Here is a 17928-nt window from a genome sequence, read left to right as displayed (position 1 = left end):
CATTTTGCCCGCTTGCGTAAACTCAGGTCATGCCGACGCCGCGCGCGGCGAGCGGTTGCGCGAGTTGCGCTGGAAGAACAGCGCCTGGCTCGCCACCGCCGACACCATCGCGGGCTGGAACGGCTTTGAGATCAGGAACGCCGGCTCCGGCCGTTCGCCGGTCAGGAAGCGTTCGGGATAGGCGGTGATGAACACCACCGGCACCTCGAAGGTCCGCAGCAGCTCGTTGACCGCATCGAGGCCCGACGAGCCGTCGGCGAGCTGGATGTCGGCAAGGATCAGGCCGGGCTTCTTGTTCTTGGCGAGCGCCACCGCATCGGAATGCGTGCGCGCAACGCCGATGACATTATGTCCGAGATTCTTCACCAGGCTCTCGAGATCCATGGCGATGAAGGTCTCGTCCTCGATGATCAGGACGTCGGTGGCGATCTCGGCGGCCATCTCGCGGCCGGCGGCATCGGTGAGCTTGCGCGTCTCGGCAATATCGGTGCCGAGAATGTAGCCGACCTCTTCCTCCGAAAAGCCTTCCAGCGACAGCAGCAGGAAGGCCTGGCGCGGCAGCGGCGTGATGTTGGAGAGCCGACGCTCCGGCGGCAGCGACAGCGTTGCCACGTCGGCATTGTCGTTGTTCACCGACACCGAATTCCAGATCTGGGTGAACAGCCGGAACAGGCCGGCGCGCGGGCCGTGCGTCTGGTCCAGCAATGATCCATCCTGCAACAGGGCCTCGAGCATGGCCCCGACATAGGCGTCCCCCGACGCCTGGTTTCCGGTCAGTGCGCGAGCATAGCGACGCAGCAACGGAAGGTGTTCGGCAACGATCTGCGATCGGGACATTCCCACTCCATCCTTGTTCGTGAGGCCTGGCGGCCTGAAGCCCGTTGTCTTGGGGGCGGCAGAATTCCAGTCGAGAGAATCCAGTTTCTGGAGCCACCCCCGGTTCCCCTGCATGCCCGACTACGCGCGAAAGCCGAAAAAGTTCCACGAAATAGTTCCAGCGTTTCGGAACTTTCTGCGCAACTTCGCATTAGCTCGTGACCGACGAGGCAACGCGGCCAGCCTCTTTTTTCGAGGAAACGACTTGGAAATCAGAGACTTAACTCCCGGGGAAGCGTGGATCACATCATGAAGGAAGTAAAGAAGCAGGGCGGTCTCAACGCCGAGATTCAATCTAGAATCGGCCACCAGCTGCGCGCCATGTACGACGACGTGGTGCGACAGGGGGTACCCGACCGCTTTGCGGAGCTGATCCGCAAACTCGACGGACCGGAGGCCGCCGCAGCGGCCGTCGCCGGGGGCGATACCGACAAGAACAATGGAGGGGACTAATGCCTCTCACGAATGAACTTCGCGACGACATCCTGGCGTCGGTCCCGAGCCTGCGCGCGTTCGCGATCTCGCTGTCGGGTAATGGCGACCGCGCCGACGATCTGGTGCAGGAGACCCTGCTGCGCGCGATCGCCAATATCGACTCGTTCCAACCCGGCTCGAACCTGCCCGCGTGGCTGTTCACCATCCTGCGCAACCTGTTCCGCTCCGACTACCGCAAGCGGCGGCGCGAGGTGGAGGACGCCGAGGGCAACTATGCCAAGACGCTGAAGAGCCAGCCGTCGCAGGCAGCCCACCTGGAGTTCGAGGAATTCCGCGCTGCGCTCGAAAAGCTGCCGCAGGACCAGCGTGAGGCGCTGATCCTGGTGGGCGCCTCCGGCTTCTCCTACGAGGACGCCGCGGCGATTTGCGGCTGCGCGGTCGGCACCATCAAGAGCCGCGTCAACCGCGCGCGATCGAAGCTGTCCGCGCTGCTCTATGTCGACAGCGCCGAGGATTTCGGCCCCGACAACACCGTGCGCGCCGTGATCGGCGGCAATGGCGGATAGACGCGACCACCACTGAATTGCAAAAGGCGGCCCACCGTTGGGCCGCCTTTTTTGCATTGGGAGGAAACCGGTCACTTTGACGCGACCGATCTGCGCACTCACCGCATGATGCCTGGGCTTAGCTTGCCATCGCCTTCTGGACGGCGGTCGGCTTGAAGCCGTTTCTCAATTCGAGGATCTTGCCCGCGATCTCGGTCACCGGGACCGGATGACTGAACAGGAAGCCTTGGGCCTCGTTGCAGCCCTCGGCCCGCATGTGGTCCAACTGCTCGACGGTCTCGATGCCTTCGGCGATCGTGGTCATGCCAAGACTTCTGCCAAGGCTGATGACGGCGCGCACGATCGACTTCGATCCATGCGTCCCGGTCAGGTCGCGCACGAAGGATTTGTCGATCTTGAGCTTGTCGAACGGAAAACTGCGCAGATAGCTCAGCGACGAATAACCGGTGCCGAAATCGTCCAGCGCGATGCGCACGCCCTGCGCCTTCAGCTTGTGCAGGGTTGCAAGCGTCTCGCTGCTGTTCGCGAGGAAGACGGATTCGGTGATTTCGAGCTCGAGCCGGCGCGGCGACAGTTTCGACGCCGCAAGCCCGTTGACGACGACGTCGATGAAGTCGGGATCGCGAAACTGCACCGCCGACACGTTGACCGCGAGCTTCATCTCGCTCGGCCAGGTGACGGCCTGCTCGCAGGCGCGATTGAGCACCCATTCTCCCAGCGGCCCGATCAGGCCGATCTCTTCCGCGATCGGGATGAACTGGTCCGGCGGCACCAGCCCGCGCTTGGGGTGATGCCAGCGCAGCAGCGCCTCGAAGCCGCAGATGCGGTCGAGATGCAGATCGTAAAGCGGCTGGTAGAACAGCGAGAACTCGTCCTTGGCCATCGCCTCGCGGAGATCGAGCTCGATCGCCCGGCGCCGCTGCAGGCTGGCGTCCATCGCGGGCTCGAAGAAGCGCCAGGTGCCGCGGCCTTCCATCTTGGCGCGGTATAGCGCGACGTCGGCATTCTTCAGCAGCTTCTCGCCGGTGGTGCCGTCGACCGGCGACATCGAGATGCCGACGCTGCACCCGACCACGACGCGATGCCCGTTCAGCTCGTAGGGGGCGCCGACGCATTCCACGATGCGGCGCGCGAGGCGTTCGGCCTCCTCGCCGCCCTGGACGCCGCACTGGATCACCGCGAACTCGTCGCCGCCTAGACGCGCGACAGTGTCAACCTCGCGGACGCAGGCGTTGAGGCGGTCGGCGACCGCACACAGCAGTTCGTCGCCGACCGGATGCCCGAGCGTATCGTTGACCTGCTTGAAATTATCGAGATCGAGGCAGAACACCGCGAAGCCGGATCCGCGGCCGACCTGAGCGACCGCCAGCTCGATCCGTTCCGCCAGCAAGGTCCGGTTCGGCAGCCTGGTCAGGGCGTCGTGCCGGGCCATGAACGCGATCTGCGACTCGGCCCGCTGCTGCTCCGTGACATCCTCGCAGGTGACGAGCCAACCGCCATCGGATGTCGGCCGTTGCGCGATGGCGATGATCCGTCCATCGCTGAGATGCTGCAGATAGTTGCCCTCGTGCTGGGCCATCGATCGCTCGCGCTCCGTCAGCAGGTCGGCGACGGTCCGGTCGCCGTGATTGCCGGCGGCGACGCTGAGTTCGAGCACGTCCTCCATGGTCATTCCGGGAACGACGAGCTCCGGCGAGATATCGAATATCTCGCAGAACCGGCGGTTGGCGACCTGCAGTCGCGCCTCGCTGTTGTAGAGGCACAGCCCTTGCGACATGTGCGTGAGCGCCGCATCGAGCCGCAGATTGGTTTCGTGCAGCTCGGCCTTCTGCTGCTTCAGCGCGGAGATATCGCTATAGACGAGGACGACACCGCCTTCCTGCGTTTCGCTGCGGCTGACGCGCAGCCAGCGTCCGTCCGAAAGCTGCGCCTCGCTCGCGAAGCCATCGATGTCGCCGTCGGCCGGCGCCAGCGTGGCGGCATCGAGCCGATCGGATTGCAGAAGCTGCGGCGAGAGACGGATGAATTCGCTGGCACGCGAGTTGGCGAGCGCAATCTGGCCGTCCGCATCGAGCAGCACGACGCCTTCCCGCGACGTTTCAAGCGCATCCGAAAGCCGCGCCTGCGCCGAGCGGCGCTGCGAGACTTCCTGATTGACCATCCGCCTGATGTTGTCGCGCATGGTTTCCATGGCTGTCAGCAGCGTGCCGAGTTCGTCGGTGCCGCCCTTGGGGACGGTCGCGTCGAGATCGCCGCCGGCGATGCTCCGCGCGGCCCGTGATGCGATCGCGACCGGTCCGATGATGCGGCGCGCCAACAACCACGAGAACAGGGCCGACAGGAACAGGGCGACGGTCAGCCCGGCCACGTTGAGCTGCAGGTCCCGCTTGATGGTCGACAGCGCCTTTTGCCTGAACAGAAAGCCATCGCCGGCCGTATAGTTGACCAGCAGCTCGACCTGCTGGCTGACGATCTTGGAGTAGCGATCGAGGTCGCCGACCGTCGTCCCCGATGCCTGCGGATCCGCCGCCGGATTTCCCTCGCGCGACGATTCGATCGCGCGGCGATGCAGCGCCATCCATGCGTCGGCAGCTTCCTGAACCTTGGCGGCGGCTTGCGCGGCCCGCGACGACTGCGACCGGTCGGCTGCGATCGCCAGATCTTCCGAAAGCGTCTTCGCGAGCGTTTCGATCTGGCTGTCGAGGCCGGCGCGGATCTCCGGATCCGTGGTCAGCAGCCGCTGCGACGAGGCAACCCGCATCGAGGCGAAGTCTGCGCCGGCCGCGCGGGCGTAGTTGATCGACATCAGGGATTCGTCGAACGTCTTCGCCACCAGGTCGCCGGCATGGCGGATGCCAAGGATGGAGTAGCCGCCCAGCGCCACCGCAACGGCACTCATCGCAAGGCAGAAGATCAGAATCTGGGTGCGGATCGACCCCTTGGTCAGGGCAAGACGCGAAAGCCGGCCGGTCGCGAACCGAAAGGCTGCACCGCTCTTCATCTTGAGGTTGCCTAATAGGCTATCCATGCCCGCGTTTCGCCGTCGTGCTCGATGTTCAAGCTACGCAGAAACGCGCAGCACTTGCGGAAAATGACTGTCTGCTCAAAATTGCTTTAGTAGTGACTGGAACTCATGCTGAAATCGTTAAGATCAGCCGGCGATAATCACCGTTACAGGTAATCCGGGAGGCACCACTTGCCCCTGGGGTAGCCGATGTCGGGTGTTCGAGGTTCAATCGGGGGTCTCATGCAGTCAGGCTTGTTGCGCGCCTTGCGCCTGGGCCAGGTCGGCCGCGTGCCATTTGCGGCGGCGATCGTCACTGGAGCGCTTGCCGGAGCCGCCTTGGGCGCTGCCCCGTATGTCATTTCGCAGAAGGATCGCGAATTCAAGCCCGCGGAGATCTCGATCAAGCGCGGCGAGATTTTACGGTTCGTTAACGATGACGGCGAACTGCTGCATCACGCTTATTTGAGCACGGATACGTTCAGCTTCGACTCCGGCGACCAGCAGCCGGGCAGCAAATTCGACGTCACCTTTTCGGTCCCCGGCGACTACACCGTGCTGTGCGGCATTCATCCGAAGATGAAGCTCGCCGTCCACGTCGCCAAATAGCCTCCCCTCGCGCTGCGACGATCTTAAAGGACCGTCGTCTTGAACAGCGCGGCGTGGGCGAAATAGTAGACGAACAGCGTCAGCGTCAGCGCGGCGCAGAGCGCGACCGGGGCAAGCCACGCGGCGCGGCGATCGCGCGCCAACACCTTGTTGTCGGCGACGATCGCGAGCAGGACGGCGATGATCGCCGAATGTCCGATGGTGTCGATCTTGCCGAATTCGAAGCACGCGCTGATGAACATCCCCGTCAGCACGGCGGCGGCGCAGCGCCGGACCAACGGCGTCCAGATCAAGGCAAAGGCGAGCGTGAATTCCACCATGCCGGCCGCGCGCATGTAGAACTCATTGTCGAAGCCCAGCGTCATCGAGGCGTGCTCGATCAGGAGCGGGAAGCTCCATTCCGGATAGGCCCATTTCTCGATCGAGGCCCACATCAACGTCACAGCCGCGGCGTAGCGCATCACGTCGATCGGCCGAATTCCGAACAGATCCTTGTTCAGCCCGACAAGCGCAAAATAGGCGGCAACGCCCAGAAAAATCGGGTAATCCGCGAGATGGAAGACACCGTAGTCGCGGACGCCGATCCCGAACAGGACCACCATCCCCGCGGCCGACAGCGGCAGAGTGCGCCGTGACAGCATCCCGGCGGCGATCAGGAGTTGCACCGCGCCCACGAACTGCGACGTGGTCTTCAACTCGGGCGTCAGCAGGATGCCGCCCACGGCCCAGATCGAGATGAAGAAGAACGCGCAGACCGCGCGCATCATCAGTTCGGTGCGCAGCCGCAGTCCTTCGGTAATGCGGTCCAGCACCCGGATCGTCGCATCGCCCAGCGACGTGGGCTCGATCAGGCAGCCGGCAAACAGCCATAAGACGGCGATACCGAGCAGCAGTTCAAAGTCGAGGCAAAGGACATTCTCGAGTCCGCGGGGCTGGCCGGCGACATCATAGGCACAAAACCATTTGACATGTGCCTCGGCACTGCGCGCGGCTGTGACGCAAAATAGAACCGCTGCAAAGCACGTGGCGAAAAAGGAGCGCACACGGAGTGCCGGACCGGCAACTCGCTCCCATCCACTAAACATTTGAACCAACCGCCCACACACTTAAGGACTTGTTTAACTTATATCAAATTTTACGCTTTACGCCTGCCCGCGACACCTCTTGGTTGCATTGTGGTTAATTGTGGCGGGCGCCCCCCGGCCTGTCCATTGGTGCAGTCTTTTCAGCCGGTTCCATCGAATTTTAGCTAATTCCGGCACGGGGGCTCAATTCAACTGTCGTAGTGAAACCCGGACAAATCGGATCGGGAGGCCGGTTAAATGTTCGGAGCGTTGAGCGTCGTCAGTATCGGGGTGGGGTCGGCCCTGGCCTATGTGACAAAATCGTCCCCGTCGCGCACGGCGGCGCTGGAAACCTGCGCCGGCGCATTCCTGATCGTCGGGCTTGGCCTCCTGGGCGCCGCGCTGCCGCACCTCGCCTGACGCGCCCAGTTCGAAGCAGCCTTTTCCAGCCAGCCTTGTCCAGCCGGCCTTGCGCCGCGATCAGCGCGGCAGCTTGGGGATCCCCGCCACCGGCGGGTCCGTGGCGGTCAGGGTTTGCAGGAAGGCGATGAGGTCCTTCTTCTCGCCCGCCGTCAAGGACAATGGCCTGATGTCGGGTGACCGGCTCGGCCGCTCGATCCCGCCCCTGTTGTAGAGCTCGATGACATCTTCCAGCGTCGCGACCGATCCGTCGTGCATGTAGGGCGCACGGCGCGCGACGTCGCGCAGGGTCGGGGTCTTGAACGCGTATTTCAGCTTCGCCGACGTCGGAAAGAAATGGCCGCGCCCGATGTCGTGGCCCTTGGCGGTGCCGATATCCTGAAACGACCCGTCGGAGAAGGACGGGCCGCTGTGGCAGGACGAACAGCGCGCCTTGCCGTTGAAAAGCTCAAAGCCGTGCTGGGCCGATGCGCTGATGGCGGTATCGTCGCCCTTGATCCAGCGGTCGAACGGCGCCTCGCCTGCGACGATGGAGCGCTCGAAGGTCGCGAGCGACTGCTCGATCCTCGGCCGCGTGATCGCGCCGTCTCCGAAGGCCTTGGCGAACGCATCGACATAGCCCGGGATCGCCGAGAGACGCGCGATCAATTCCGGCTCGGTCATGTTCAGGTTCATCGGACTGAGGATCGGCCCGAACGCGACGGATTCGAGATCCTTGAACTTGCCGTCCCATCCCAGCGGCTCGAAGAAGGCCACGTCGATCAGCGTCGGCGAGCGGATCGGCAGGCCCTTCGGATCCTCGCCGATGGCGCGCGGAAGCCCGTCGGCCCATGACAGGCTCGGCTTGTGGCAGCTCGCGCAGGAGTGCGTCTTGGACCGCGACAGCAGCGGATCGAAGAACAGCATCTGGCCGAGCGCGGACTTCGCCTCCGAATAGGGATTGCTGCTCGGGAAGGGAACGACGTCCGGGCGGCGATAGCTGGCGCGAATTGTCGCAGGGTCGCTCGGCGCCGTCGCCGGGGTCAAGGCAAGCGACAGCCCTACCGGCAAAACTGCCGCGAGCAAGGTCAGGCTGACCCAAAGCCTCATCGGGGTCCTCAGACGGTATCCTGCTCGGTATATGCCGAAGCATGTTCAACGAAGTTTTAACGCTAGCAGCCGGCAACTACGGATACCGGGCACAGGGTCACGAGCTTGATTTCAATCAATCCGCGCGGCGATCTGCCCGCACAACCTGAGGCAGCTGCTACTTCTTCACCGGGCGCAGCGGGGCGGAGAACTGCTCGGTGCGGTCGCGCTCGGTCATGTCAACCACGGTGTCCATCGGCGCGGACAGCTCATAGACATAGGAGACGTCGGTGAAGTAGCGCTTCGCGGTGCCGCCGAGTGCCTCGGGCGCGACGCGGTCGAGCAGGATCAGGCCGAAGTCGCTGTCGACGCGCCGCGTCGCCTGGCTGGTGTTGAATTCCTCCCAGCGGAAGTGGAAGACCGCGTCCGCATCGTCGCCCGCGACCTCCCAATTGGCGACGATGTGCGGATGCTTGCCGACCAGCGACAGCCCTTCGTCGGAATGCGAGGCGAGCTCGAAGAACAGCAGCGACAGCGATTGCGCGGCGCGGGCGCTGACGGTGATGTCGGGACCGTTCACCGCGATGCGGTCGGCATGCGGGATCGAGCGCGATTCGAACAGGCCCTTCAGCTTGACGCCCTGCCACTGGCTCTCGCTGAGCAGCGTGACGACGTTCGACATCGCGTGGATGCGCCCGATCAAGAGCTCGCGCGCGACGTCGATATCGGCGCCGTGGCGCAGCGTGCGGGTCACGATCGACTGGATCACGGCGAGGATGTTCTTGACCCGATGGTTGAGCTCGTCGATGACCGCGGTCAGCCGGCGCTCGAAACCGATCCGGACCTCGATCTCGCGGCTGAGGCGCAAATTGTTGTAGGCGACATAACCGAACAGGCCGCAGACGATGCCGGTCAACGCGAGGCCGATCGCCGCGACGATGGTCGCGGTCTGCTGCGCGCGCACCGTGGCGTTGCTCTTGGCGTAATAGTCGAGCGACCAGTCGCGGCCGCCGAACGTCACCGTGCGCACCATCGACGGCAGCGGGCCGTCCTGGCGCACCGCGCGCGAGGTGACGATGCCCTGCTCGTTGGCGGTGAACTCGTCGTTGGAATCGCGCGGATCCTTCAGCGCCACCGCGAACAGCGAAGAGTCGTCATTGGTCAGCATCAGCGACGACAGCTCGTAGGAAAAAGTGATGAAGCCGGCCGGCTCGGAAGCGCCCTCCTGGAACACCGGCGCGGCGAGCACGACACCGACCGGGCCATTCTGCCGCAGCAGCGGCACCGGGTCCGACGCCACCGGCTTGGCGTTCGCCATCGCCCGCGCCAGCATCGGACCGACCACCGAATGGCGGTCGAAGGCGCGGCCGGGGATGCTCAGGGTTTCCGGATTGCGCGGCTCGACATCCATCAGCACGTTGATCGGCTTGTCGAGTGCCTTGAGGTCGAGCGCCTGGTCATCGAAATCCCGGATGGTCGGATTGGTGAAGCCGTTGGCCTTCAGCTCGGCCTCGGCTGCGCTCAGCTCGTTCGGCTTGAGGCGCGCGATCCAGGCGGCGACGACGAAATCGGTCTTGAAGGCATAGATCGCCGAGCGCAGCGGCTGCAGCATGTTGGCCTTCACCATCGACGGCGCACGGAACAGGCCCGAGGCCACCCGCGCCAGCAGCTCGCGTTCGGTCAGGCGGTCCTGCACCAGGCTGGCATGAACGTCGATCGCCCGCGCCAGCGCGATGCCGTCGATCGCGAGTTCCTGATCGTGCACGCGATAGGCGGCGAGACCGGAGAGCAGAACTCCGATCAGTGCAATCAACGCAACGATGAAGCCCAGTCGAACCACACGCTTACTCGGCAATCAGGGGGTGGCGAAAGGGAACGGAAGGCATCTTGCTTCTGTGGGAGCGGCGACAAATCAGGGTGCGGTGAACGCCAGCCGCAAAGGAATATGGAATAGCGATCATCGGTACGCAACAGGAGCCGGTCGGCAGCATTAACGACGACGCCACCCGGCGGTCTTTGGCGGCGCCAAAGGTTGCTAATCGACAAAGTTGGAAATTGTTCCGGCGATTGCGCAGCTTTTTTGCGGCGGAGAGACACAGATGCCGAAATCACTTTCGCCGGAGTTCGGCGCACACCCCTCTCCCAACCCTCCCCCGCAAGGGGGAGGAAGCCGGACCATCGTGCTCACCTCACTTCACGAAGCGCGACGCGGCGTGGGAGGGCTGGGGAGAGGGTGCCGCTTGCTCCGCTGGAAAGAACAAACCCGGCGTCCGCCACAATGATTAACGCGCTACCTCGCCTTGCCCACAGCCTGCGACCGAAGGCCGCCCTTGGTCTCGATGAAGCTGATGATGCGGTCGAGGCCGTCGCTCTTCTTCAGATTGGTCATCACGAAGGGCCGCTCGCCGCGCATCCGCCTGGCGTCGGTGTCCATCTTCTCAAGCGACGCACCGACATGGGGCGCGAGGTCGATCTTGTTGATCACCAGGAGGTCCGATCGCGTGATGCCGGGCCCGCCCTTGGAGGGGATCTTGTCGCCGGCGGCGACGTCGATGACGTAGATCGTCAGGTCGGCCAATTCCGGCGAGAAGGTCGCCGCCAGATTGTCGCCGCCGGACTCGATCAGGACCAGATCGAGATCGGGGAATTTCGCCCGCATGTCGGCGACCGCGGCAAGATTCATCGAGGCGTCCTCGCGGATCGCGGTGTGCGGGCAGCCGCCGGTCTCGACACCCGCGATGCGGTCCGGCGTCAGCGAGCCGGAGCGCACCAGAAACTCGGCATCCCATTTGGTGTAGATGTCGTTGGTGATCGCCGCGATGTCGTAGCGCTCGCGCATCGACTTGCAGAGCAAATCCATCAGCGCGGTCTTGCCGGAGCCGACCGGACCGCCGACGCCGACGCGGAGTGGGCCGTGAGAAGTGGGCATATCAATCCATCCATCGTCGTCCCGGCGAAGGCCGGGACCCATAACCACAAGCAGCGATTGTTGACGCAAATAGCGGCCCCAGCACGGTGTAACCATAAGCATCGGTGGTTATGGGTCCCGGCCTTCGCCGGGACGACGGCTGGGGAGAGCTGCCCATCATGACCGGAACAGCCGCGTGTACTGCGTCTCGTGACGCAGGCTTGCGAGATCGGCCCGAAAGGTCGCGCTGCCGAGATCATCGAGCGAGGCCGCATCGGCCCGCGCCGCGGTCGCGGCCACGGCCGGTTCGAGACCGGCCAGCACGCGCTGGCTGTCGGTCTGCCCGAGCGGGATCAGCCGGCTGCCCGCGGAAATCCAGTTCGAGACCACGGCATGCAGGAAGGCGTGCAGCGACGGCGCCAGCCGGACGCCATGCGCGGCGCTGACGATTCCGACCGCGACCGGGTAGACGATCACGCCGTCGCAGGCCGCAACCATCGTATCGAGGCCGGGTGAATTCCAGGCCGCGCGGGCGATCTCGATGAAGGCGCGCCCCTGCGTCGTGGTCTCGAGCTGCCGCTCGCGCGACGGCACGAAAGCCGCGGCAAGTTCGGCGATCTGCTTCAGCCCGGCATGATCGGGCTCCGACGCTGCACGATGGCTCTGCGCGAGCAACACGGCATCGCAGAATCCGCTGCCATCAATGAGCATCGCGGCGAGCCAGCCACGCAGCGTCGCGGCATCGGTGATGTCGCCGGCCTCGACCGCCCATTCGATGCCGCTCGAATAGGCGAACGCTCCGACCGGAAAGGACGGCGACAGCCAAGTCATCAGCCGGTACAGCGCGGCCGCCTCGTCCTCCGCCATCCCGCCGCGCATCGCGGCGGGATCGGGCTCATTTGTGGTCATGAGCATGGGAGTGGTCGTGGTGATGACGAGCATGGTCGCAATGCTCATCATGGTGATGGTCGTGGTCATGCGCATGATCGTGGTGATCCCGGCCGTGATGATGATCATGGTCGTGCGCATGGCTGTGGGCGTGATCGTGCCCGGTGTGACCATGCGCGTGCGCGTCGGCATGCGCATGCTCGGCATAGGCACCGCCCTCGGGATCGAACGGCGCCTCGATCTCGATGACACGGGCGCCCAAACCCTTCACCATCGCCTCGATCACGTGATCCCTGCGGATGCGCAGGCCCTTCGGCATGATCTGCGTCGGCAGATGGCGATTGCCGAGATGCCAGGCGACCCGGATCAGATGATGCGGATCGCTGCCGCGGATTTCCGCGAGCGGCTCGGCAGCCGCGACCACCTCGACGAGGCGGCCGTCCTCCAGCACCAGCGCGTCGCCGCCGCGCAGCGCGACGGCGTTTTCGAGATCGAGCAGGAATTCGAGCCCGCGCGTCCCGGTCATCGCCATTCGCCGCCGGTGCCGGTCGTCGAAATCGAGCACGACGGTGTCTGCCGCCGCTTCCGTCCAGCGATGCTGGCCCAGAACCTTGGTTGCGCGGATCATCGAACCCTTCATGGACGTGTTAGAGCTTCTGAACCTTGCCATCGCTGATGATCTCGATCACCGTCGGCCCGGTCTTCATGTCGGCTGAATATTCGCGCCACACCTTCATGTGCGGCGCCTTGCTGTGCGCGGTGAGGTCGTCGCGGGTTTCCCAGCGCTCCACCACCACATACAGATTGGGATCATTGACGCTGACATGGCCCTCGTAGGAGAGGCAACCCTTCTCCTTGTGGGTCTCGACGATGCAGGCCTTGTGTCCCCTGATGAAGTCGTCCTTGTTTTCCGGCTTCATCGGCGTGGTCGCGATGACATAGATCATGACGTTTCTTCCGTTCTTGTTGTTGGTTTAGCGGACGTCGACCTTCTCGGGCGTGATCACCTCGATCTTCGGCGGCGCGGCCATGCACTTCACGGCAACCCGCCCGAATGTCTTCATGTGCTCGGCGGTGCGATGCGGCACCAGCGCCTCGGCGTTCTCCCACTGCTCGACGAACACCATCTTGCTGTGGTCGGTGACGCTCTCGTGCAGATCATAGGCGATGTTGCCGGGCTCCTTGCGGGTTTCCTTGATACAGGCCGTCGCCGCAGCGATGAATTCGGCGCGGGTCTCGGGCTTGATGGTCAGCGTAGCAACGACGTAAATCACGGAAATTCCTCCCGGTTTTCTCTTTTGTCTCGAGTCTTGTTTCGACGCGTTTCGTTCCGCGAACCGGAAATCCATTTCGCTCGAAAACGCTCTCGTTACCGGTTCTAGAACATAAAATAGCGCTGGGCCATGGGCAGCACCTCGGCCGGCGCGCAGGTCAGGAGCTCGCCGTCTGCGCGGACCTCATAGGTCTCCGGATCGACCTCGATCTCGGGCGTCGCATCATTGTGGATCATGCTCTTCTTGGAGATCTTTCCGCGGGTGTTCTGCACCGCGTAGAGCTTCTTGGAGATGCCGAGCTTGCGGGCGAGGCCGCCGGTAACCGCGGCCTTCGAGGTGAACACCACGGAGGACGCGGTGAGCGACTTGCCGAAGGCGGCGAACATCGGCTGATAGTGCACCGGCTGCGGCGTCGGGATCGAGGCGTTGGGATCGCCCATCGGCGCCGCCACGATCGAGCCGCCCTTGATGATGCAGTCCGGCTTGACGCCGAAGAACGCCGGCGACCACAGCACGAGGTCGGCGAGCTTGCCCTTCTCGACCGAGCCGATCAGCTTCGACACGCCATGCGCGATCGCCGGATTGATGGTGTATTTGGCGATGTAGCGCTTGACGCGGAAATTGTCGTTGTCGTTGCCCTTGTCCTGCGGCAGCGCGCCGCGCTGCTTCTTCATCTTGTCGGCGGTCTGCCAGGTGCGGATGATGACTTCGCCAAGCCGGCCCATCGCCTGCGAGTCCGACGACATCATCGAGAGCGCGCCGAGATCGTGCAGGATGTCCTCGGCGGCGATGGTCTCCTTGCGGATCCGGCTTTCGGCAAAGGCGAGGTCCTCGGCGATCGACGGATCGAGGTGGTGGCAGACCATCAGCATGTCGAGATGCTCGTCGATGGTGTTGCGGGTGAACGGCCTTGTCGGATTGGTCGACGACGGCAGCACGTTCTTCAGGCCGGCGATTTTAATGATATCCGGCGCGTGCCCGCCGCCGGCGCCTTCGGTGTGGAAGGCGTGGATGGTACGGCCCTTGAACGCCTTCACGGTGTCCTCGACGAACCCGGATTCGTTCAGCGTGTCCGAATGCAGCATGACCTGGACGTCGTAATCGTCGGCCACCGAAAGACAGGTGTCGATCGCCGACGGCGTGGTGCCCCAGTCCTCGTGCAGCTTCAGCGCGCAGGCGCCGCCCTTGATCATCTCGACCAGCGCCGCCGGACGCGACGCATTGCCCTTGCCCGAGATGCCGAGATTGACCGGGAAGGCGTCGAACGACTGGATCATCCGTCCCATGTGCCATGGGCCCGGCGTGCAGGTGGTGGCGAAGGTGCCGTGCGACGGGCCGGTGCCGCCCCCTAACATCGAGGTGACGCCCGCCATCAGCGCGTGCTCGATCTGCTGCGGGCAGATGAAGTGGATGTGGCTGTCGAATCCGCCGGCGGTGAGAATCTTGCCCTCGCCCGCGATCACGTCGGTGCCGGGACCGATCACGATGGTGACGTTGGGCTGGATGTCGGGATTGCCGGCCTTGCCGATCGCGGCGATCATGCCCTCCCTGATCGCGACGTCGGCCTTCACGATGCCCCAGTGATCGACGATCAGCGCGTTGGTGATCACGGTATCGGCCGCGCCTTGCGCGTTGGTCACTTGCGATTGCCCCATGCCGTCGCGGATCACCTTGCCGCCGCCGAACTTCACCTCCTCGCCATAGGTGGTGAGATCCTTCTCGACCTCGATGATCAGATCGGTGTCGGCGAGCCGCACCTTGTCGCCGGTGGTCGGGCCGAACATGTCGGCATAGACGGAACGCTTGATCTTCACGGACATATCAGCCCCCAGTTTCAACCAGCGCAGCCCTGGCGCGCGCAATGGTGTCGTCGAAAATGCGGTCGAGCCGAGGATTGATGCCCCGGCAACCGGCAACGACCTTGTCAGCCCATGCCGCATAGTCGGCGAGATCGTCGCGCTCGTCCTTGTTCGGGCTCGGCAAGATACGTGCGCCGATATTGCTGACCTTGTCGGCGATCTTGATCAGCTTTGCGCCCGGCGATTTGTGCGGGGCGTCCGCGATCTGCCTCCGCCGTCGCTCGGCCTTTGACAAACTCATGTCGTCGGTGCATTCGACGACGAGACCGGCGACGCGCGCGCTGAACCTCTCGGCGAGCTCCTCGCGCGTTGTCTCGGTGTCCTCGATCGTGTCGTGCAGCCAACCGGCAGCCACCAGCTCCGCATCGGCGCCGTCGGTCACCTGCGCCAGCAGGTTCGCGACCTCGGCGAGATGGTTGATGTAGGGCTCACTGCCCCGCCCCTTGCGCGCCATGCCGTTATGACGGCGCGCGGCAAGTTCGGCGGCTTCGGAGACAAGGCGGATTGCAGGAAGCATTGGATTACGGCGCTCCCCTTTGATCGCATCCGCAGGGGTGAAGAACGACGTCTGTCAGCGCCCGGGGCTTACCCCTCTCCCCAACCCTCCCCCGCAAGGGGGGAGGGAGCCTGACGAGTGTGCCCACCTCACGTGGCGTCGTTAGCCTTCCACGTTCCACTACGGTTTCTCCTCGCCATCGGCGTCCAATGTAAGGGAGGCACCGGCGGAAGGGTTCCCTCCCCCCTTGCGGGGGAGGGTTAGGGAGAGGGGTGCCGCTTGCTCAGCTGCTTCCGCGATGCTGAGAACGACCCCCTCCAGGTTTTTCAGCACGTCGTCGTTAGTGAAACGAAGGACACGATATCCGCGCGACTTGAGCCACGCATCCCGCCGTTCATCATGGTGGATGCGCTCCTCAAAATCGTGGCTCTCTCCGTCAATCTCGACGACGAGCTTGCAGGCGTGCGCGACAAAATCGGCGACGTAATTGCCGATCGGCACCTGGCGGCGAAAGTTGAGGCCGGCGAGGCGATCGGCTTTGAGGTGACGCCACAGCAAGGTCTCCGCGCGCGTCATCGTGCGGCGGAGCTGCTTGGCGCGATCGCGCTGGATGTCGCTCACTTGGGTGTGCGGCATACCCCTCTCCTGCAAGGTCGCCAAATCTCTTCTCTCGGAGCCCGCGGCTTACCCCTCTCCCCAACCCTCCCCCGCAAGGGGGGAGGGAGCCTGACTGGAGTGCTCACCTTACCTCGTATCGCAACTGCTCGAGCGTGCGTCACGGCTGCACCTCACCATCGATGTCAGACGTAAGGGAGCCACCGGCGGAAGGGTTCCCTCCCCCCTTGCGGGGGAGGGTTAGGGAGAGGGGTGCCGCTTGCTCCGCTGCCTCGATCGTGTCGCGTAAGATCACAACTTCCCCTTCACCTCGGCACGGAAGCCGTAGATGACCCGCTTGCCGGCGAGTGCGACGAGTTGGACGTCGCGGGTCTGGCCGGGTTCGAAGCGGACGGCGGTGCCGGCGGCGATGTCGAGGCGCATGCCGCGGGCGCGTCTGCGGTCGAATTTCAAGGCCGGATTGGTCTCGAAGAAATGGTAGTGCGAGCCGACCTGGATCGGGCGGTCACCGGTGTTGGCGACCGACAGCGTCACGGTCTTGCGGCCGGCATTGAGCTCGATCTCGCCGTCCTTGATGAAGAGTTCGCCGGGGATCATGTCGCGCTCCTATCGGATCGGCTCGTGCACGGTGACGAGCTTGGTGCCGTCGGGGAATGTCGCCTCGACCTGGATGTCATGGATCATCTCCGGGATGCCATCCATCACCTGCGCGCGGGTCAGGACCTTGGCGCCAGCCTGCATCAGCTCGGCGACGGTGCGGCCGTCGCGCGCGCCCTCGACGATGAAATCGGTGATCAGCGCGATGGCCTCGGGGTGGTTCAGCTTGACGCCACGCTCGAGCCGGCGGCGCGCCACCATGGCGGCCATCGATACCAGCAGCTTGTCCTTTTCGCGGGGAGACAAATTCATGCGAGCACTCTGATCGTTCTTTGAAAGCGTTTAAGTTGGGCATGATCTTATCGGAAAACCGGTATCCACTTTTCCGGATCATGCCTAGTTGAGCCACAGCCGCGGCAGCGGCACGGCGGAGGCGCGGCCGAGCACCGTCATCATGTCGGCGCGCAACCGGGCCGCATCTTGGGCACAGAAGCGCGCCATTGCAAAGCCATTCCAGGCGGAGATGCCGACCTCGCCGCCGAAGCCCTCCGACGCCTCGCGGATGCGTTCGACCAGCGCCTCATCGCCCGGCACGATCAGCGCCGTGCCGATCGCAGCGCCGCCGCCCGCGATCGCGGGCCGTGCGAGCTTCTCGCCGATCTCGCCGTCGAGCCTGACGGTCTCGGCAAACACCAGCCGGCCGCCACGGCGCATCCGCCAGCGATCGACGAATTCGCCGTGACGCATGGTCTCGCCCATCGCGGCGCGGCCGAACACCACGATCTCGCAGAGCAGGAGCGAGGCGCCTTCCGCGAGATCAATGTCAAACGTGCGGTGGATGCGGGCGCGGTCGAACAGGATGGTCTCCTGCGGCAGCCAGGAGAGATGCGCACCGGCGGCAACGTTCAGCGCAATGTCAAGCCGTGCAGCGGCGCCGGGAGCACGATAGACCTTCTCCGCCGCTGCCGCGGTCAGCGTCAGGCGAGTGCCCTCGCCGGCTGCGATCGCAATGTCAAAACGGTCCCCACCGGCAATGCCGCCGGCGGTGTTGACGAACATGGCCGACAGGCCTTCATCCTCTGGCGATGGGAAGCGGACGCGCAGCGAGCCCGACTCATGCAGGTCGCCGCGGCGGGTCGCGCCGTCCTTGCGATGCACCGCGAACCGCACTGCGCCCTGGGCGCGGTTTGCCGCAAACGTCGCCGCTGCCGCGCCTGCGATCCCGCTCCGCATTCCCCCGACGCTCCCT

The 17928-nt window shown here is 64.4% G+C and carries 20 protein-coding genes; 4 read left to right on the top strand and 16 right to left on the bottom strand.

The window, feature by feature from the left end; genetic code table 11:
• Positions 1–27: 27 nt before the first annotated feature.
• Positions 28–837 carry a response regulator gene (locus ACVILL_RS16955; RefSeq protein ID WP_456730089.1) on the bottom strand — a complete coding sequence of 270 codons (810 nt, stop codon included), beginning with the start codon at positions 835–837 and terminating at the stop codon, positions 28–30.
• A 288-nt stretch (positions 838–1125) separates the two neighbouring features.
• Between ACVILL_RS16955 and ACVILL_RS16950 the strand changes: the two genes are divergently transcribed.
• Together ACVILL_RS16950 and ACVILL_RS16945 are read left to right on the top strand one after the other, a co-directional pair.
• Complete coding sequence (locus tag ACVILL_RS16950) at positions 1126–1329, top strand: NepR family anti-sigma factor (RefSeq protein WP_018269610.1); 204 nt, start codon at positions 1126–1128, stop codon at positions 1327–1329.
• Positions 1329–1877, top strand: coding sequence for a sigma-70 family RNA polymerase sigma factor (locus tag ACVILL_RS16945; protein WP_016847265.1), 549 nt, complete (start codon positions 1329–1331; stop codon positions 1875–1877). The genes ACVILL_RS16950 and ACVILL_RS16945 overlap by 1 nt, the downstream gene beginning before the upstream one ends.
• 118 nt (positions 1878–1995) lie before the next feature.
• On the opposite strand, the gene ACVILL_RS16940 is transcribed toward ACVILL_RS16945, so the two are convergent.
• Positions 1996–4905 (bottom strand): EAL domain-containing protein, encoded by a 2910-nt coding sequence (locus ACVILL_RS16940; RefSeq protein WP_456730088.1) that lies wholly within the window; start codon positions 4903–4905, stop codon positions 1996–1998.
• A 219-nt stretch (positions 4906–5124) separates the two neighbouring features.
• Here ACVILL_RS16940 and ACVILL_RS16935 point away from each other — a divergent pair, with 219 nt between their 5' ends.
• Positions 5125–5490, top strand: coding sequence for a methylamine utilization protein (locus tag ACVILL_RS16935; protein WP_456730087.1), 366 nt, complete (start codon positions 5125–5127; stop codon positions 5488–5490).
• 23 nt (positions 5491–5513) lie between these two features.
• On the opposite strand, the gene ACVILL_RS16930 is transcribed toward ACVILL_RS16935, so the two are convergent.
• A complete protein-coding gene (locus ACVILL_RS16930; protein ID WP_456730086.1) occupies positions 5514–6575 on the bottom strand; it encodes a hypothetical protein in 1062 nt (353 codons plus the stop codon).
• A gap of 237 nt (positions 6576–6812) precedes the next feature.
• Between ACVILL_RS16930 and ACVILL_RS16925 the strand changes: the two genes are divergently transcribed.
• Positions 6813–6974, top strand: coding sequence for a hypothetical protein (locus ACVILL_RS16925; RefSeq protein ID WP_456730085.1), 162 nt, complete (start codon positions 6813–6815; stop codon positions 6972–6974).
• Positions 6975–7034: 60 nt separating this feature from the next.
• Here the strand turns inward: ACVILL_RS16925 and ACVILL_RS16920 are convergent, their stop codons facing one another.
• The 13 genes from ACVILL_RS16920 to ACVILL_RS16860 form a co-directional block, all read right to left on the bottom strand.
• Positions 7035–8063, bottom strand: coding sequence for a cytochrome-c peroxidase (locus ACVILL_RS16920; protein ID WP_456730084.1), 1029 nt, complete (start codon positions 8061–8063; stop codon positions 7035–7037).
• A 157-nt stretch (positions 8064–8220) separates the two neighbouring features.
• Positions 8221–9882 carry a CHASE domain-containing protein gene (locus tag ACVILL_RS16915; protein ID WP_456730083.1) on the bottom strand — a complete coding sequence of 554 codons (1662 nt, stop codon included), beginning with the start codon at positions 9880–9882 and terminating at the stop codon, positions 8221–8223.
• Positions 9883–10332: 450 nt separating this feature from the next.
• Complete coding sequence (gene ureG, locus ACVILL_RS16910; protein WP_456730082.1) at positions 10333–10971, bottom strand: urease accessory protein UreG; 639 nt, start codon at positions 10969–10971, stop codon at positions 10333–10335.
• A gap of 156 nt (positions 10972–11127) precedes the next feature.
• Complete coding sequence (locus tag ACVILL_RS16905) at positions 11128–11865, bottom strand: urease accessory protein UreF (protein ID WP_456734281.1); 738 nt, start codon at positions 11863–11865, stop codon at positions 11128–11130.
• Positions 11846–12466, bottom strand: coding sequence for an urease accessory protein UreE (gene ureE / locus ACVILL_RS16900; protein ID WP_456730081.1), 621 nt, complete (start codon positions 12464–12466; stop codon positions 11846–11848). The genes ACVILL_RS16905 and ureE overlap by 20 nt, the downstream gene beginning before the upstream one ends.
• Positions 12467–12485: 19 nt before the next feature.
• Positions 12486–12785: a putative quinol monooxygenase gene (locus tag ACVILL_RS16895; protein WP_456730080.1), complete on the bottom strand. Its 300-nt coding sequence runs from the start codon at positions 12783–12785 to the stop codon at positions 12486–12488.
• A 27-nt stretch (positions 12786–12812) separates the two neighbouring features.
• Positions 12813–13112, bottom strand: a complete 300-nt coding sequence (locus ACVILL_RS16890) for a putative quinol monooxygenase (RefSeq protein ID WP_024581875.1) — start codon at positions 13110–13112, stop codon at positions 12813–12815.
• Positions 13113–13216: 104 nt separating this feature from the next.
• Positions 13217–14932: an urease subunit alpha gene (gene ureC, locus ACVILL_RS16885; protein WP_456730079.1), complete on the bottom strand. Its 1716-nt coding sequence runs from the start codon at positions 14930–14932 to the stop codon at positions 13217–13219.
• A gap of 1 nt (position 14933) precedes the next feature.
• Positions 14934–15488, bottom strand: coding sequence for an HD domain-containing protein (locus ACVILL_RS16880; RefSeq protein ID WP_456730078.1), 555 nt, complete (start codon positions 15486–15488; stop codon positions 14934–14936).
• A gap of 159 nt (positions 15489–15647) precedes the next feature.
• A complete protein-coding gene (locus tag ACVILL_RS16875; RefSeq protein WP_456730077.1) occupies positions 15648–16103 on the bottom strand; it encodes an endonuclease domain-containing protein in 456 nt (151 codons plus the stop codon).
• 270 nt (positions 16104–16373) lie between these two features.
• On the bottom strand, positions 16374–16679 hold the full coding sequence (locus tag ACVILL_RS16870; protein WP_229196673.1) for an urease subunit beta: 306 nt from the start codon (positions 16677–16679) through the stop codon (positions 16374–16376).
• Positions 16680–16688: 9 nt separating this feature from the next.
• Positions 16689–16991, bottom strand: a complete 303-nt coding sequence (locus ACVILL_RS16865) for an urease subunit gamma (protein WP_050387204.1) — start codon at positions 16989–16991, stop codon at positions 16689–16691.
• Between the two features lie 84 nt (positions 16992–17075).
• Positions 17076–17912: an urease accessory protein UreD gene (locus tag ACVILL_RS16860; RefSeq protein ID WP_456730076.1), complete on the bottom strand. Its 837-nt coding sequence runs from the start codon at positions 17910–17912 to the stop codon at positions 17076–17078.
• Positions 17913–17928 lie beyond the last annotated feature (16 nt).

The sequence above is a fragment of the Bradyrhizobium sp. USDA 3364 genome (assembly GCF_054056355.1).
Note: the sequence above shows the minus strand (reverse complement) of the source record. Positions and strands in the feature narration are given on the sequence as shown.

What these genes read in the sequence shown, in the direction of transcription:
- ACVILL_RS16905 (WP_456734281.1), bottom strand. Translation starts at nt 11,865, where the DNA reads ATGCTCATGACCACAAATGAGCCCGATCCCGCCGCGATGCGCGGCGGG.
- ACVILL_RS16950 (WP_018269610.1), top strand. Translation starts at nt 1,126, where the DNA reads ATGAAGGAAGTAAAGAAGCAGGGCGGTCTCAACGCCGAGATTCAATCT.
- ACVILL_RS16880 (WP_456730078.1), bottom strand. Translation starts at nt 15,488, where the DNA reads ATGCTTCCTGCAATCCGCCTTGTCTCCGAAGCCGCCGAACTTGCCGCG.
- ACVILL_RS16860 (WP_456730076.1), bottom strand. Translation starts at nt 17,912, where the DNA reads ATGCGGAGCGGGATCGCAGGCGCGGCAGCGGCGACGTTTGCGGCAAAC.
- ACVILL_RS16945 (WP_016847265.1), top strand. Translation starts at nt 1,329, where the DNA reads ATGCCTCTCACGAATGAACTTCGCGACGACATCCTGGCGTCGGTCCCG.
- ACVILL_RS16895 (WP_456730080.1), bottom strand. Translation starts at nt 12,785, where the DNA reads ATGATCTATGTCATCGCGACCACGCCGATGAAGCCGGAAAACAAGGAC.
- ACVILL_RS16930 (WP_456730086.1), bottom strand. Translation starts at nt 6,575, where the DNA reads ATGTTTAGTGGATGGGAGCGAGTTGCCGGTCCGGCACTCCGTGTGCGC.
- ureG (WP_456730082.1), bottom strand. Translation starts at nt 10,971, where the DNA reads ATGCCCACTTCTCACGGCCCACTCCGCGTCGGCGTCGGCGGTCCGGTC.
- ACVILL_RS16940 (WP_456730088.1), bottom strand. Translation starts at nt 4,905, where the DNA reads ATGGATAGCCTATTAGGCAACCTCAAGATGAAGAGCGGTGCAGCCTTT.
- ACVILL_RS16865 (WP_050387204.1), bottom strand. Translation starts at nt 16,991, where the DNA reads ATGAATTTGTCTCCCCGCGAAAAGGACAAGCTGCTGGTATCGATGGCC.
- ureE (WP_456730081.1), bottom strand. Translation starts at nt 12,466, where the DNA reads ATGATCCGCGCAACCAAGGTTCTGGGCCAGCATCGCTGGACGGAAGCG.
- ACVILL_RS16920 (WP_456730084.1), bottom strand. Translation starts at nt 8,063, where the DNA reads ATGAGGCTTTGGGTCAGCCTGACCTTGCTCGCGGCAGTTTTGCCGGTA.
- ACVILL_RS16935 (WP_456730087.1), top strand. Translation starts at nt 5,125, where the DNA reads ATGCAGTCAGGCTTGTTGCGCGCCTTGCGCCTGGGCCAGGTCGGCCGC.
- ACVILL_RS16955 (WP_456730089.1), bottom strand. Translation starts at nt 837, where the DNA reads ATGTCCCGATCGCAGATCGTTGCCGAACACCTTCCGTTGCTGCGTCGC.
- ACVILL_RS16870 (WP_229196673.1), bottom strand. Translation starts at nt 16,679, where the DNA reads ATGATCCCCGGCGAACTCTTCATCAAGGACGGCGAGATCGAGCTCAAT.
- ureC (WP_456730079.1), bottom strand. Translation starts at nt 14,932, where the DNA reads ATGTCCGTGAAGATCAAGCGTTCCGTCTATGCCGACATGTTCGGCCCG.
- ACVILL_RS16925 (WP_456730085.1), top strand. Translation starts at nt 6,813, where the DNA reads ATGTTCGGAGCGTTGAGCGTCGTCAGTATCGGGGTGGGGTCGGCCCTG.
- ACVILL_RS16875 (WP_456730077.1), bottom strand. Translation starts at nt 16,103, where the DNA reads ATGCCGCACACCCAAGTGAGCGACATCCAGCGCGATCGCGCCAAGCAG.